Genomic DNA, 15,034 nt, shown 5'->3' with positions numbered 1-15,034 from the left:
ATCGCTATCCTTGAGCGAATGAACGAGGCGCACCGGTCCGTCATTGTCTCGCACAGGCATTACCGCTCAACCGACCACAGCAAGCTCGAGAGCCCGCTGATGCGCGGCCGCGGCTGCCTCCCTCAGCAAAGCCGCCAGACTCGGCTCGGCCATGAGGACCTCAAGTGCCGCAGCAGTCGTGCCGTTCGGGCTGGTTACTTGCTGGCGGAGCTCCGTGGGAGAAAAGACGCTGGCGCTGGCGAGAGTTGAAGCACCGTCAACCGTCTGCTTCGCCAACGCATGCGCAGTCTCTACCGGCAGACCGACAGCGATACCTGCCTCGGTCAAGCACTCGATGAAATGGAAGAGGTAGGCCGGCCCCGACCCCGATATTGCAGTCGCGGCATTGATGAGCTCTTCTTCCGGCAGCCAATGGACGTTTCCGACGGCTGCCAGAAGATCACTCACATAGGCAATCTGAACGTTACCGGTGTGCGCGTTGGCAAAAGCGGCAATAACTCCCATGCCGATCGACGCCGGCATGTTGGGCATGGCGCGCACGATCGGCACCGCACCAAGCGTCGCCTCGAAGGTCGCGATCGGCACGCCGGCGGCGATGCTGACAAAGGCGGCGGTTGCGCTAAACCGCCGGTATGTCGCAAGCATCGAGCCGATGACCTGCGGCTTGACGGCGACAATGAAGGCGCGCGGCTGCAGTGCCTGCGGCAGCTCGGACGCATCCGCGTAGGCCGCAGCGCCCGCTGCCACTGCGCGCCGGCGGAGGGCCTCCACCGGCTCGACCACATGAATTCGGTCAGCGGCAATGCCAAACCGGGCCACCCAGCCTTCAAGCAGCGCAAAACCCATGTTGCCGCAACCAACCAGCACGATTTCGCCAGACTGATCCATACCGTCGCTTCCCTTCATGCGCGCACTCGGCCCAAAGCACGCCAGCCCTATTGCTGCGCCAGTCGGTCCCAGCAATCGCCGAGTGCGACAGGCGACCGATTCTTCATGATCCGCTGGCTCGGCGTGCGTTCGAACTCGTCGACAACGGCGATGTTGCGCGAATGAGCCGGAATCGCCGGTGTGCAGCGCGCCCTCCAGCGAAGTGCGCACGACGATCTCGCCCCTGCCCCCTGTCGGCACCGGCTCGCCCTTTTCGTCGAGGATATCGACCGAGAACCAGGGCATCGGTTGACCCACGGCGCCGACAACGCCGGTGGCGTTGCAGGTGGTGATGCTGGAGGCTTCGGTCATGCCGTAGCACTCGCGCATATCTATACCAAAACGCTCCTTGAAGAGCGGCCACACCTCCTTTGGGCAGCCGCCGCCCCACGCGACCCGCACCGGATGCTCGCGGTCACCTTTGCTTTCGGGTTGCTTTAGGAGAATCTGGAGAATCCCGCCGAGGTAGTGGATGGGGGTGGCACCGTAGGTTCTCACCTGATTCCAGAAGCGGCTGGCGCTGAACCGGTCGACCATGGCAAGTGACAGGTCCTCGACGATCGGCAGAACGATCGACTGCGACGGATAGGGCAATTCGATTGCGAATTTCGCAAGGCATGCCTATTTTAGCGGCCTACAAGGCCAAATCGTTGGCTTCGAAGCGCAAACGACCGTCAAATCCAATTGACTATAAGCCCTCCCAACACTATGTTGGCAGTTAACAACTAACCCAGCATCCTGAGAGACATGGGCTCCGGGCGGTTGGGGGAAAAAGCCGGCGCAAGCCGGTTTTTTTATGCCCGGGAGCAAGGAGTGCCAGCGTTACGAACACGCGTCTATATCGACGGCTATAATCTCTATTATGGATGCCTACGCAAGACCGCGTTTAAATGGCTCGATGTTCTCGCCCTATTCGAGGCGCATATACTGCCGAGCATCCTTTATCGTCCCGAACCGGGCGCCGATCCGGCGACGATGATCCTGCACCCGGACTGTGCGATTAAATACTTCACGGCGAAGATTATCGACAGCGCGGCCAAGGGAGAGGATTCGGTCTCGTCGCACGCTCACTACCACAATGCCCTGACGGCGCATTGTGCCGGACGGCTTTCCTTCGTGATGGGCTATTATTCGCTCTACAAGGCCAACCAGCATATCGTTCCGGCGGATGATCCGAAACGCTGGCCGCGTGACTGCGACAAGATCCAGGTGTGGAAGCTTGAGGAAAAGCAGTCGGATGTGAATCTGGCGCTCCAACTCTACGACGACGCGCTGAGCGGGGACGTCGACCAAGTGGTACTTGTCACCAATGACACGGACCTGGCGCCGGCACTTGAGATGCTGAAAGCGCGTTGCCCCCATATCGTCCGTGGGCTGGTGATCCCGACGCGCAATGTCGGCGCTGGCGGCGATCTTGAGCGCGAGGCGAACGTCTCGCTTGCGAAGCTCGCCCATTGGGTGCGGCGGCATATTTTGGATGAAGAGCTGCGCGCCTCGCAATTGCCGGATGTCGTTCCCGGCCGCCGTCGTGCCAGCATCAAGCCACACTCATGGTATGCGAAGCCGCATCACCTTGCGAAAATGCTGGAGATGGCGCGCCCGGTCCTGCGAGGCGAAGGCGAGATCCTGAAATGGGCACGCAGAGAAAGCGTGCATCTCGGCGGCCGTCGGCCGATCGATCTGATCGCGACGGACGCAGGCGCGGCCGAGGTCTTCGACTACATCGAATCCTATATCCGGGAGCAGATCGAAAAGGCCGGGGAGCCTGACGATTTGTCGTCCTGAACTTGATGGGCGGAAGGTAGTTCGAGGGGTGGGGTTTCGGGGCAAAACTTACCTTACGTCGATGGTGTTCAAGTTGCTCGGTCTGGCAAAGACGACGCTCAGCCTGTACCGCACCTTGCTGCGCACCTGCGCGGGAAAGACAGCCGGCGAGCGTGGTTCCGCGGAACCTCGCCATGATCTCGCGCCCGCGTTCGTTGACCAGCGTCCTGGCCACCACGTCTTCTTTCGCTCTGCAGCAGCGTGCCCGCAGGGGCTCCATGGCACACCCCTGTCATGCGCGGAGCTTTATGCTGGAACAGAATGTAGCCCTTACTAACCCTGCACAATCGACTGAGCCGCGTGTTTTACCGGCGTGGCGCAACGATCGTTGCTGCAAGCGCCAGTCGATCCAAGCTGGCGCCCACGCGTCGCCTGTTCAGTCGTCAATACGAAACCCGACCTTCATGACCACCTGGTAGTGCGCGACTTCGCCATCCTTGATGTGTCCCCTGATCTGGTCGACCTCGAACCATTCCAGGTTTCTCATGGTCTTCGATGCACGCGCGATCGCGGTTTCGATAGCGTCTGTAACAGACGACTTCGAACTGCCGACCAGCTCTACCTTCTTATAGACGTGATCACTCATAACAACCTCCCGTTTGCTTTGAGAAAGGACATCCTACAGGCAAGCTGCAATCCTTGCGCTAACAATCAGCGCAAGGAAGTGTCTGGCTCTATTGTCGCATCAATCTTTTAGCGACCTGTAATTTTTAAATGCCAAATGCATAAATCAAAACTATTGCTTAACACTGGTATGTACCAATTCCGATACGCGCACTTTCGGACATTCTTCCTGGCGTGCGGTCTAGAGCTTCTTGTCTGTCGTTGGTTTTCGCAAAGAGAGAGGTTTGCAAGCACATGAACGACTGGAGTACGGACGGGCGTGGCAATGTCAGGTCCTCGACCATCGTCGGCTGGAAAGCCGAGCCGGCAAAAGGCGATGAAACGGGCGACGTTTTCTTGAGGATCGAATTCAGCGTCGACCCTAATCTCACGGATGTGTCGGCGCTGCAGTTCAGATTAACCAGACAACAGGCCGATCACATCAGTGGGACGTTGGGAGGCCTTGCGGATCGGTCTTCATCGCTGCGGGGTGTCTGCCGGGAGGCCGGCGCGCTCGCCCTGCAACGAAAATGACCCAAAGCAAAGGGACGTTCGTGACCACGCGGAAGGAAATCGCCGATCGCGTCGTTGCGAAATGGGCAGAGTGCGGCATGGCGATCGAGCGTGATGCCGAGGTCGAGGTCCTGCTCAAGCTGCGGTTCACCGGCGATGTGCCCATCGATTGCATCCGGCGCAGATACCTCAAGTTACTTCAAGAACGCCGGCCAGGGCGCAAGGTCGATTGAAAGCCCTTGGCGGACCAAACCAAATGCGGAACGGGAGGCGACGCTGATGGGATATGACTGGAACGGCCGTCGCGAACGCCGTATGAAGATCGCGAGACTTGGAACAGCCGTGGCTTTGGCAGCGCTCCTGGTATCGATGGCGGCCAAAGTCGCGAGCGAGGCCCTCTAGGCCACGGTGCTCGCTACGGCTCGTCGGGCGTCGCTTTAAACATCGCATGGAACACGCCTATGCATCCAGCCTCAATTAAGCATTGTTTGCTCGGAGAGGAGACAGTTCATGCCTACAATTGGCAAGTCGCCCGCCGGCCTCCGCACAAGCATGCTGGCTTTGACCTTCGCCCTCACTGGTAGCGTGGGTACTCGTGCTGGCCCTGGCGGCCTGATTTCAAGACCTCGGAAAATCTGAACTGGTTCGATGAAAACCCGGACTGAAATTACGACGGATCTTCGACAACTGGGCGTTCGAACGGGCGATCTTGTGATGGTTCACGCCTCCTTGAAAGCCGTTGGTGCTGTCAAAGGCGGGCCGACGGCCATTGTCGGCGCACTTCTCGATGCGATTGGATCATCGGGCACCCTTATGGGCTATGCCTCATGGGACCGCTCACCCTACGAGGAAACTTTGAATGGCGCCCGGATGGCTGATGAAGCGCGTCGTACTTGGCCGCCGTTCGATCCCGCAACCGCTCGCACCTATCCGGGTTTCGGCCTGCTCAACCAGTTTCTTGTTGAAGCGCCCGGCGCACGCCGTAGCGCTCATCCCGACGCATCTATGGTTGCGGTTGGGCCACTTTCCGAGACGTTGATCGAGCCTCATCGGCTTGGCCAGGCCTTGGGAAATGGCTCGCCAATCCAACGATTTGTCGAACTAAGGGGAAAAGTGCTCTTGCTGGGCGCCCCTTTGAACTCCGTTACCGCTCTCCACTATGCGGAAGCCATCGCCGACATCCCCGGCAAGCGGCGCGTGACTTACGAGATGCCGCTTCTTGGTCCGAATGGTGAAACGGTATGGGAGACCGCCGAAGACTTTGACACCAACGGCATCCTTGATCGTTTTGCGGTCGCGGGCCAGGCCGACGCGGTCGAAACGATTGCGAATGCCTACGTTGCCACTAGCCGGCACCGGAGCGGGACGGTCGGAGATGCGTTCTGCCACCTCTTCGACGCGCGGGACATCGTGTCGTTTGGTGTAGCATATCTCGAAAGCCGATTTGGCAAGGGTGCGTAGGCACCGCGAAACGGATCCACGAATACGGCGGTGGTCGCGGTGCCGCTCAGACGGACAAAGTGGGTGTACCAGGCGGCGGCCGCGAAAGCGAACAAAGCCGGTTCGCGCGAACTGTCCGCCCGATCCGCGATTGCGCAAGTCAGGTTCTTCTTCCGTGCAGCAGCCATTCCCTACCTCGCCGTGGAGCGTCCCTTATGGTGCCATGAGGACCGTCTCGTACCAGCTGGCGCCAGCCAGTGGCAGGCCTCCCAGTCCATAACGATGCGGGCCGCCCCATTCGGACGGAAGACTTGGTCCTATCCGGTCGGCGTCGAATGTCAGCGACGGCTCAAGCGCCGCTGCTGAGATATTCCGCAGCAGCCCGCGGCTGCGCTAGAGATCCATCCATCCAGCTTTCGCCGGCGCGTTGCCTGGAGATCCGGAGATTGGTGACCGCGCTGGCGATGGCGCGGAACGCACAGAGACCGATGTAAATTACACCTGCCCAGAGACTTCAGGTGTTACGAACGTAACATCCACGCCGTGACGCGTTTGGTATCATACAATCGGGAAAGTAGTTCCTTGAACACTCGGTTGTCTTGCAACTTATGCCTTTCGACAACGCGACTTGTTAACTGATCGCTTCCTGCATCAAAAAGCAAAATCGCAAGGGAGGATGCCATGATGAAGCTATTGCTCGTGCTCATTGCCCTGACGTCATTCGTGCCTGCGACGGCAGCTGCACAATGCAACCCGGCGGTACAGCAGTGCCGTTAAGGCACTGCCCCAAACTGTGATTTACCACCATGCCGAACCTTGTCGCGCTGCTCTTCGGAGCGGCGATAGTCCTATTTTATTCTTACGGGCGCTTCAACCGTGTCACCTACGAGGGCGGGCGGCAGATGGAGCGGCTTGTCAACCTGTTGTCGCCCGACAAGCTTCGGGCGCGGCGCATCGTCATGCACGCCTACGCATGCTACGCGCTCATACTTCTGATCATCTACTTCTTCCTCTGCGCCTACGCGGAACTCCTCCCAATGCTCGGTGGCCCGGATCTTTCGATCGGTGCGAGCAAGCTTCCCGTTCCTTCCGTCGATGCCCCGGTAGCGATCACCACAGGCTTCACCCCGGGCAGCAACAGTGCTGCAAGCACCTGGATGCAGCCTCTGTCCACCATCGTCGTTCCGTCGGTCGTGCGGGACATCGATATTGGCATCGACGCATCGGTCTCGCTTGCCATCGCGCTGATCATGGTCGGTCTGGCACCCAGTTTCCCGCTTCTGGGAAGCTTCGAGGACTGGATGCGAAGTGCTGCCCACCGCCTGGCGGGTATTCCCACCCGCGTCATCGGCGCCAGTGAAGATCTGCGCCGGAAGGACCTCGCGATCTCGGCCGACAGCGCGTCATCCCTCGAAAAGAACACCCTCCTCATTCCGCGCAGCAATTGGGAGCGTATTGATCATTATCAGGCGGCCGCGAAGGATCAGTTGAGCGAACCCGAGGACTTTCGTCTCGATCTGGAACTGATCTTCTCCGTCTCTGCCTGGATCCTCGACCGCAAGCTGAAGCTCGCCAACGCCCCCGCGCGGGAGCGTTTTCAGAAACTTGAGGAAGAGCTCAGCAAGCGACGGGATCAGTTGGTCGTGGATCTGGACGAGAGGTCGGGCTACGGGTCAGGCGCGGCGAAGGAAGCGCCTGTCAGCAACGGAGCCGCCGATGCAAGCCTCGGCGAACGCAAGAGGGCGACCTGGGAGCGATTGGCGTCGGATGCCGACGACCTTGCAGACGATCTTTGCATCCTGCTCGCGCTCTATGTCGAGCACGAGATCATCGTCGTCTCGCCGGCGACGGCAGACGAGGCGGCGGCACATCAGCAAGTCGTTGCCCGGAAAAAGCTCGAGCAGTTCCTCGGCGCCCTGTTGCACCCCCATTTAAGCGCTGGCTATCGCAGATCCTACGCGACGTTGACTGCGCTCTGGGCCCTCGGCACCGTGCTCTTCGTCAGCCTCTTTTGGAGCCTGCTACCCGGTCGGTTTGAAAGCGAGCTCGTATGGGGTAGCCCCGTCAATGTCTATTCTCGCACGCTGACCTACATCTTCTACGCGTTCAACAACTACTGCATCCCGATGATTGTGACGCTCGCGCTTCGCGACGCAGGCATGCAGTCGCGTCGTTGGCGGAACATGCGCGAGGCGCATTGGACCTCGTGGTTGCCGCAAGCCGTGCTCGTCGTTTTCGTGTCCTGGGCCGTCGCCGCCGTATTCGTCATGGGGCTGCAGCTCTGGAAAACCGGCCTCGACACAGGTTGGGCCGCCGGCGATCAAGGCCTCTCGCTGTTCCTGCAGCTTTCGTTCGAATACAACGCGCCGACGGCCGTTCGCGGCGCCGTACTTGCCCTGATCGTGGCGTTCCTGCTCGATGCATGGTTGGCTCGGGCACTGTCACTCTCGCTGCAGCCGACGTATCTCTCAAGCCTGATCTGGGCGGTCGGCGCATCGGTTGTCATGGCCGTCTGCGGAGGGGCGACCCGTTACCTGACATCATGGGCAACAAAGCCCGCAACCACTCTGAGCCTCGACGCAATCGATAGAGGTCTCGTCGTCTACTCGGCGATGTTCTCGGCGTTCATCGGCTTCGTCGTCGTGTTTTGCGTCACGGCTGCTCTTCTCAACCAACGCGGCGGCGCCGAGCGCTTCCGTTCGGGAAAGACGCCCGCACGCGTGGCGTCAAGACCAACACCCGCGGAGTAGCCGATGCGCCCACTGCTCGCCAAATTCGTCGTCGCCGCACTCGTCCCAGCGCATGTCCTCTCTTACACTGCGCGTGCTGAGACGCTTGACAGCGGTGAGATTAGGATTGGGGTGCGCGAAGATGCGCGACCCTTCATCTGGCGGGACCGAGACACCAAAGGCTATCTCGGCTTCTTTTGGGATATCTGCACCGAGGCCGTCCAGCGTGCGGGATATCATTTTAGCGAAGAGGGCGTGGACGCAAAGAAACGAGCCGCGTTCCTGAAAACAGGCGACGGCGACTACGACCTACTTTGCGATCCGACGACGATCACGCTCAAGCGGATGCAGAACTTCGCCTACAACGGGCAGGCACCCTATCTTGCGTTCTCGCCCATCGTCTTCGTGGCGAACGGCTCATACGTCAAGGCGCATCTCGATCCACGTTCGTCAGAGGCAGCCGGAGACCTTCCCAAAGACGCACCGCCCAAACCGACCTGCACGGACGTGTTCAATTGGCTGAAACAGGCAAAGGGCGAAGATCCGAAGACGAGAAGATGGTCGTCGGTGCCCGCGAACCAAGCCACCCCGCCCAGTACGACCCAACCTGCAGCAACCGCCGGAAACGGCCTTCTCGGCTGGCTGGAACAGAAGTTTGATTTCACTCTCCAGCAGCCCACGAAGGAAAACACCGAGAAGAAGAGAACCTTTGAGATCTGGGGCTACGTCAAGGGATCTACGATCGGCGACACGCTGAAAACCAATGCGGCGCACCTGACGCAGGACAACTGGATGATCTGCCCGCGAGAAATCGACTCGCATTCCGAGGCGGCGGACGAATTTTGTAACGGTCGGCTGGCCCGCTATTTCGGGGATGTCGATATCATCAAGGCCGCACTTGCCGACTATGGCGAACGTACCGGTACCCGTTGTGCTGCCGACACCACACCGACTACGGAAGGCACCTACGAGCCCTACGCCCTCGTGGTCTCATCTCGCCGTTTCCCCGATTTCCCCGAGCGCATCACACTTGCGCTTTACGGCATGTTCGAGGACGGAACCGTCGAGCGGCTGTTCTCAGGTCATTTTCCCGGGACGCAAAAGTCTCAACATCTCGCCACCCTGTTCCGGATCAACAGCATTCCGGCGGGAAGCGACATGACTGAGAAGCCTGGGTCTGGTGCCGGTGCGCAGCAAGATCCGGTGCATTTGCCCGAGGTTTCGCAAAGCATTTCGAAGACGGACCGCTAGCCGGCGCCGACGACGCCATATGTGGGCCGGGATCCGTAAGCTCAAGAAGACGGACGAGGCGACCGGCGTCACGGTCACTGGGACTAACCACCGATCGCCTATTCTGCCTCGGCAGCGTGACCGCAAGCCCGCAAGGGCCTAGAACGTGCCTAGCCGCTCGCTTACCGGCGGGCAGTGCACGATTGCTGGCAATGCTGGTCCGTGCGGACACGTGAAGCGGATTGGACCATGGCAGTAGGTCACGGGCACCACCTGGCGATCTCTTTTTTGCGGCGCATTCTCGGGTGGGCCATCAAGCGAGGCCCCCTGAAAGTTGCTCGGCCCCAAACGCTGCGGCACGGACGTCCGGCTCCACAAAACCGATGACGGTGCAATGCGGTTGCGAATGTGCAGTGTCGCCTTGACCTCCGGCTCAGGTGAAATCCATTCCAGCTTTGGCTTCACGAGCGGCCAGACGAAAATGCACGGCAAGACCTCCTCGTCTTGCCGTGCATCGTCCCGTCCAGCCCCATGAACCGGGCGTGTAGGTGTTTTCAAACGGTCGCGACCTGGGCAGTCTGAGCCGCGATCACATTGGGCGCCACTGGGCGCTGCCCCCGAACCGGGACATTGAAAAGCGGAGCGAGATTTCTGGGCTTGTAGACTTGCTGCGCGCGCGCCGACGGATCGTCGTCCGGAGAAAAGGAAACTGTCTGCCCATAGCGCGCGATCACGCTTTCATGAAGGGATTCGTTGATCGTGCGTTGAGCGATGCCCTGTCCATCGCGCGGCCGGTAAAGCGTTTCGTAGTAATTCACCCTGAACGGCTTCTCGCAGATTTGCCGGAATGTCGGCGTCAACCGGTCCTTAAGCGACCAGCCTGCACGCGAGTCGTGATGCGGGGCGCTGACGTCGAGTCCTTTCGGGAGCATCGTCCAGTCCATCACAAGCCCGCAGGCCTGCGCCTTTTGCGCCATCCAGACCAGCGGGATATCGGCCAGTGAACGGTCGACATACCCTCCGCCAACGTCTCCATGGCTGCCTGCGAACCAGACCTGCTCTATCGTGCAATTGGCCGGGACGTCGCCTGTCCAGAGCGTCGGCACGAACTCGTCTCGCGACTCATCGATGGCCATCGCGTGGTAGGCGTGGCGCGTTATCTTTGAGGCCGTGGTATTGTGGAATCCATATTCCCTGCAGTTGAAGCCACTGAAAATGTGGCTGGGAACGCCGAGCGCGCCGACCGTGTCCCAGACCCCGAGCATCGTGACTTCGACATCCAGGTGCGCATCCGTCGAATATCTATCAACGAAATCCTTCGGCGACCGGTCCTCGGTGGTTCTGTAATACTGCCAGGCGTTGCGCAGATCCCCGAGCCGCTGCCGTCTGAGAAGTCCGCATGAGGCGATCAGCCCCGCCAGGCTGCGCGCGGAAAAGGCGCCACGCGAGAAACCGAACAGATAGATCTCGTCGCCTGAAACATAGTTCTGGGCGAGGAACATGTATCCGGAGCGGATGTTCTCATCGACGCCAGTGCCGATCGCGCCATCCAAAAGGCGTTGAATTTGCAGGCCGGACGATCCGATACCACGCAGGTACAGGACAGATTGCGGAATACCGCCTCTTTCGTCCTGGCAAGCGCGAATGGCCCTCGCGATCCGCGCGACATTCGTTTCGGAACGGGCACTATCGGCGTCGTTCCAGGTTCCGTCGAAACAAACAACCAAGCGTTTCATCTCTTTTTTCCTTTATGGCCCTGATGTGCGTTTCCCTGTTGTCTTGGCGTGAGCAGCCGCGGTTCTCACGCGGCCGGCGCTTCAAGCCCGCCCCGAAGGGCGCGGACCCATTTTTCAACCTTGCCCATCACGCCCCAGCCGCTGATCGCGGCAAAGACAGGGAAGGCGGCCGTTACAAGCTCGCTGCCGAGCCCTCCGCCAGCATGCGTCGCCGCCGCTGTGGCGCCCGCGTTCGCCGCCCCCTCGATCAAGGGTGCAGCGATCGCCGTGACCGGCGCCAGCTGCGGGAAGAAGATTGGCAGAAGGGTCGTGGCGAGCATGCCGATGGCACCTATCGCGGTCTTGCGGCCGTCGAGCGCATTCCCGAGCGTCTTTCCGAGCGCACCGTTGACCGGCGTCAGGTCAGGGTCGCTGACCGATGCGAGCGGGTCCGGTTTCGCGCCATTCAGGACAACGCCATTGATCGTCGGTTGGGTGACAAGTGCCCGCAAGACATCGACCAGCCAGGTCATGTCGCCCTGGTTCGCGGGCTTGTGTCCGCGCGACATCGCAGCGAGCGCGAGGATCTGTTGCAGCAATTGTGCGGGGTTCGCCTCGGTCGTCGCCGGAGCCGGTGCCGGCTGCGTGATAACAGGCATGGTCGTTTCCTCCTGTGGGACATCGTCCTGATCGACGAGCAAGTAGTAAAAAGTCTCCTGTCCATGCTTCTTCAGCAGACCGTCTACGAGGGTCTTGAATTCGTTCCACTGATGCGGTGGGACCGTCTGGCAACCGAGGCTGGAGGTGGACGTGACGCCGCCGCGGTGGAGATTGATCCAGAAGCGGCCATCCTGCGAATCCGTATCCTCACCGGTTTCATCGCGAATGACCGTGCAGTCGCTGTCCTGCCGGAAGGCGGGATAGGGTCCGTTCTTGCGCCCAAACCCGTGTAGACCGGGTCTGTACCGGATCGCCTGGCGTGGCTTCAGCCGCGCGATACCGCGACCGAAACGGCTGGGGTCCGTATTGGCGTTGAAGTTGTGGACACCGCTCGGCTCGACGATGAAGATCGCGTCGTCGTAGACGCCGCGATCGTTTGCGCTCTCCTTGCCCATCGAGTTGAGGTAGTAGCCGCGCACGGCGACCAACGTCACAGCGTCATCACGCCCCTCTTCCGGGATGAGGTTTCTAAACTCCTGAAGCACGGTGTTCGTGAGCGCGGCGGATTGCTTGGGCCGGTTGAGCGGGAGAAGCTGCGAGATCGGATTGGCCAGCAGTTCTTCGGTGGTCTGTTCTTCTTCCGAGTTCGGGGCACCCCCGAGGAGCGTCTCGATCTGGTCGGCGGTGAAGATTTCGTCCGGGCCGCCCCTGCTCTCCAGAACGCGGATCTTCGGGCTGCCATACTCTCCCTTTGCGAACATGGCTGCTTCACGCTCGCGACGCGCGACCAAGCCGTCGAGCACCTTGCCGTTGCTCTTGTTCCAGCGCGCAAATTCGGCGGCCGCGCCAACAGCGTCTCCGGCATTGAGCTTCTGCGTCAAGCCTGCCTTCGATATCGCGCCCGTATTGAAGTGCCACGACACAAGGGCATCGAACTGATGCTGCGCCAGTGGGGTCCTGACGGCTGCCTGGACCTGCGCCTCGAACTTGGCAAGATCGGTGCGGAAGATGTTGATCGCCTCCGTCAGGGTGATCGTCAGGCCGGAGCGGGGAACAGGTGGACCGGCCGCCGCCGTATGTCCGGCGCCGACCGTCATGGTTCCTGTGCCATCGTTGTAGGCTGATAGGACGATTGCCTCTTCGGCGAGCATGGCGCATATGCAGCGTACACTTGTCTTCACGGAAGCCTCCCATCGTTTTTGTAGCGCGCTGTTGCCCGCTAGTTCTGCCGCGGCTGATGGTCGGTTTACTGTGCGTTCAAGTTGGCACGGTCACGCCACGCGGGACCTGCCAATCGCCCAGACCAACGCCAGGGCATGTCCAACCGCCGTCGGGCTCTGCTTCACATTGGGACAGAGCCGTCAGTTGGTCGTCGGGTTTCGTATGCAACACTATGGAAAAGATCCACCTCGTTAAAAATTCAACGAGAAACGTTTACTTTGGCGACAAAACAAGGATATCCGTCGGATTTTCGGACGAAAATCCCTGACATTTAGTATCGGACATAGCCTTTGACTGAATTTATTCAGCCAGCCTTTCCGCACTTTACATGACGAGTGCCGACGAACCTGTTCCAAATGTAACAGTTAATTCCAACAGGGCTCGTTACAATTGTGAATGATATACGCGACAGCTCGATTATAGAGCGGGGGCAGCCATGAGCGCCATGCCGCAAGCATCCCACTGGCTGTGCTGCTTACGCGGATGGCATAAGTTCAAAAACAATTGCACGACGTTGGTGATTTGCGCTGTTTGTTGCGAGACTAGGTCGCGACCGTCGGGAGAGGCACTACATGCGTTACCGCTTCGCCTTTCCCCAATGATTTGATCGTTTCAGTGTACATATTGCGAGCGCCGATGCCTCACAGCCACGTCGCAATCACTAACGTGGCGGAGCCGCCCCGACGAAACGTTACGCGATTTTTCTAGCGCTCGCGTCGCGTCATTGGCTAATCCCAATGTATTACGCAAAGTGTCCATTTGGGCGAGTTGCTATGCGGTTTCCCGATTGGCAAACTGCATCTGCATTTGCACACACCGCCATCCTATTTCGACGCAGCCGCCGCTGCGTTTACGGTTCATGTTTCCGTGTAACTGCTTGATATTTATAAAACTTGTTACCGACAATATTTGAGCGCGCGAGCCTCCGCCCCCCTGCGGAGGCTCATTTTCGTTGTGCGCACGGCGTACGCTTCAAGCAAGCGCGCCAGCACCTCGTTCGCGCCGTCGTTGACTGGATTTTCCGGTGCATTGCCCGGGAACCCATGTCGCACCGCCAGGCGCGCCTGCGCGCCTGGCGGACCGATAAGCGTTCCCGCCATACCTACCGTTCGATCATGCGGTTCCAGCGCTTGTTCCATTCCTGCCGGTTCTGGTTGATCGCATCCCAATCGAGGACCTTGGCGGTCTCCATGTTGGCCTTAAACGTCGAGAGCTTCGCGTTTGCCGCATCTGTGCCGGCCTTGGCGTTGATGTTTGACGGGATGATGTTGCCCTGATCGAGCGCCAGGCTCTGTGCCTCGGCGGAAAGCAGGTAGTGGGCGAGCTTCTGACTGAGTTCCGGTTCGCTGTTGTTGGCGATCACGCATTCGGTGACGGCGAGCACGACGGAGCCTTCCTTCGGCTGGGCGTATTCCACTGGAATGCCCTTGTCTTTGAGGTTGTTGACGGCCGTTGGGGTCAGCGGGAAGATCGCTGCCTCTCCGGTCTGCACCATTTCGGAGATCTTCGCCGAACTCGGGATGAACTCGATGACGTTCTTGCCGATCGTATCGGAGAACTTGTCGAAACCCGGTTCAACGTTGGTCTCGTCGCCGCCCTGGATGCGGTTGAACATCAGGAAGGCGTGCAGGCCGAAGCTCGATGCGGAAGCCGACTGGAACACGACGGCGTTTTCGAACTTGGGATCGGCCATGTCCATCCACGAGGTCGGCGCCGGCCAGCCCTTCTCGTCGAAGAGCTTCTTGTTATAGGCAAGGCCAGTCATGCCCATGTCGACGCCGATCGCCATGTCGTCTTTCAGGCGGGCAGCCATTTGGATCTGGTCAAGCACCGGATCAGCAGCAATCTTCTGGCAGAGACCGCCGCCGATGGCGCGCACCATTACGCCATCGTCAAGCAGCATGACATGCATCTGCGGATTGTCCTTGGCGGCGGTTGCCTTGGCGAGGATGTCGGCGGATGTGCCGGGTACGACGACGACCTTGACGTCGTTCGCCTTTTCGAAAGGCGGCAGCACGTGCTCCGTATAGGCGCGTTCGAAGTTTCCGCCGTTCATGCCGATGTAGAGCGTCTTGGTTTCCGCCGAGGCACAATTGTGCTGCACAACGAACACCAGCAGTGCGAGGGCCGTGGTTTTGGTAAGCCGTTGGTCGATCATGGTATTCCCCTTTC

11 protein-coding genes and 1 pseudogene are annotated in these 15,034 nt (G+C 59.9%); 6 read left to right on the top strand and 6 right to left on the bottom strand.

Features of this window, described 5'->3' with window-relative positions; translation table 11 throughout:
* Positions 1-66 precede the first annotated feature (66 nt).
* Both proC and AC3WVQ_RS31025 read right to left on the bottom strand, forming a co-directional pair.
* Positions 67-888, bottom strand: a complete 822-nt coding sequence (gene proC / locus AC3WVQ_RS31030) for a pyrroline-5-carboxylate reductase (RefSeq protein WP_192444532.1) — start codon at positions 886-888, stop codon at positions 67-69.
* A gap of 261 nt (positions 889-1,149) precedes the next feature.
* Positions 1,150-1,464 (bottom strand): annotated as a pseudogene (locus tag AC3WVQ_RS31025) (AMP-binding protein); the annotation flags it as partial.
* Positions 1,465-1,740: 276 nt separating this feature from the next.
* On the opposite strand from AC3WVQ_RS31025, the gene AC3WVQ_RS31020 reads away from it, so the two are divergent.
* Positions 1,741-2,712 (top strand): antitoxin Xre/MbcA/ParS toxin-binding domain-containing protein, encoded by a 972-nt coding sequence (locus AC3WVQ_RS31020; RefSeq protein ID WP_492383433.1) that lies wholly within the window; start codon positions 1,741-1,743, stop codon positions 2,710-2,712.
* Positions 2,713-3,127: 415 nt separating this feature from the next.
* On the opposite strand, the gene AC3WVQ_RS31015 is transcribed toward AC3WVQ_RS31020, so the two are convergent.
* On the bottom strand, positions 3,128-3,337 hold the full coding sequence (locus AC3WVQ_RS31015) for a dodecin (RefSeq protein ID WP_034799975.1): 210 nt from the start codon (positions 3,335-3,337) through the stop codon (positions 3,128-3,130).
* 272 nt (positions 3,338-3,609) lie between these two features.
* On the opposite strand from AC3WVQ_RS31015, the gene AC3WVQ_RS31010 reads away from it, so the two are divergent.
* The 5 genes from AC3WVQ_RS31010 to AC3WVQ_RS30990 all read left to right on the top strand — a co-directional run bounded on the left by AC3WVQ_RS31010 (position 3,610) and on the right by AC3WVQ_RS30990 (position 9,287).
* Complete coding sequence (locus AC3WVQ_RS31010) at positions 3,610-3,888, top strand: hypothetical protein (RefSeq protein ID WP_034799974.1); 279 nt, start codon at positions 3,610-3,612, stop codon at positions 3,886-3,888.
* Positions 3,889-3,908: 20 nt separating this feature from the next.
* Positions 3,909-4,100 (top strand): hypothetical protein, encoded by a 192-nt coding sequence (locus tag AC3WVQ_RS31005; protein WP_162766055.1) that lies wholly within the window; start codon positions 3,909-3,911, stop codon positions 4,098-4,100.
* Between the two features lie 415 nt (positions 4,101-4,515).
* Complete coding sequence (aac(3), locus tag AC3WVQ_RS31000; protein WP_192357285.1) at positions 4,516-5,328, top strand: aminoglycoside 3-N-acetyltransferase; 813 nt, start codon at positions 4,516-4,518, stop codon at positions 5,326-5,328.
* Between the two features lie 785 nt (positions 5,329-6,113).
* Positions 6,114-8,057 carry a hypothetical protein gene (locus AC3WVQ_RS30995; protein WP_060607870.1) on the top strand — a complete coding sequence of 648 codons (1,944 nt, stop codon included), beginning with the start codon at positions 6,114-6,116 and terminating at the stop codon, positions 8,055-8,057.
* A 3-nt stretch (positions 8,058-8,060) separates the two neighbouring features.
* Positions 8,061-9,287 carry a transporter substrate-binding domain-containing protein gene (locus AC3WVQ_RS30990; RefSeq protein WP_060607873.1) on the top strand — a complete coding sequence of 409 codons (1,227 nt, stop codon included), beginning with the start codon at positions 8,061-8,063 and terminating at the stop codon, positions 9,285-9,287.
* A gap of 533 nt (positions 9,288-9,820) precedes the next feature.
* On the opposite strand, the gene AC3WVQ_RS30985 is transcribed toward AC3WVQ_RS30990, so the two are convergent.
* The 3 genes from AC3WVQ_RS30985 to AC3WVQ_RS30975 all read right to left on the bottom strand — a co-directional run bounded on the left by AC3WVQ_RS30985 (position 9,821) and on the right by AC3WVQ_RS30975 (position 15,020).
* Positions 9,821-11,002: a T6SS phospholipase effector Tle1-like catalytic domain-containing protein gene (locus AC3WVQ_RS30985; RefSeq protein WP_060607876.1), complete on the bottom strand. Its 1,182-nt coding sequence runs from the start codon at positions 11,000-11,002 to the stop codon at positions 9,821-9,823.
* Between the two features lie 65 nt (positions 11,003-11,067).
* Positions 11,068-12,822 carry a glycoside hydrolase family protein gene (locus AC3WVQ_RS30980; protein WP_192444533.1) on the bottom strand — a complete coding sequence of 585 codons (1,755 nt, stop codon included), beginning with the start codon at positions 12,820-12,822 and terminating at the stop codon, positions 11,068-11,070.
* Positions 12,823-13,964: 1,142 nt separating this feature from the next.
* Positions 13,965-15,020 (bottom strand): ABC transporter substrate-binding protein, encoded by a 1,056-nt coding sequence (locus AC3WVQ_RS30975; protein ID WP_060607884.1) that lies wholly within the window; start codon positions 15,018-15,020, stop codon positions 13,965-13,967.
* Between the last annotated feature and the right edge of the window lie 14 nt (positions 15,021-15,034).

The sequence above is a fragment of the Ensifer sp. EB106-05-01-XG146 genome (assembly GCF_058791875.1).
This window is presented reverse-complemented; position numbering and strand designations above follow the sequence as displayed.

What these genes read in the sequence shown, in the direction of transcription:
- AC3WVQ_RS31015 (WP_034799975.1), bottom strand. Translation starts at nt 3,337, where the DNA reads ATGAGTGATCACGTCTATAAGAAGGTAGAGCTGGTCGGCAGTTCGAAG.
- AC3WVQ_RS30995 (WP_060607870.1), top strand. Translation starts at nt 6,114, where the DNA reads ATGCCGAACCTTGTCGCGCTGCTCTTCGGAGCGGCGATAGTCCTATTT.
- proC (WP_192444532.1), bottom strand. Translation starts at nt 888, where the DNA reads ATGGATCAGTCTGGCGAAATCGTGCTGGTTGGTTGCGGCAACATGGGT.
- AC3WVQ_RS30985 (WP_060607876.1), bottom strand. Translation starts at nt 11,002, where the DNA reads ATGAAACGCTTGGTTGTTTGTTTCGACGGAACCTGGAACGACGCCGAT.
- AC3WVQ_RS31010 (WP_034799974.1), top strand. Translation starts at nt 3,610, where the DNA reads ATGAACGACTGGAGTACGGACGGGCGTGGCAATGTCAGGTCCTCGACC.
- AC3WVQ_RS30975 (WP_060607884.1), bottom strand. Translation starts at nt 15,020, where the DNA reads ATGATCGACCAACGGCTTACCAAAACCACGGCCCTCGCACTGCTGGTG.
- AC3WVQ_RS30990 (WP_060607873.1), top strand. Translation starts at nt 8,061, where the DNA reads ATGCGCCCACTGCTCGCCAAATTCGTCGTCGCCGCACTCGTCCCAGCG.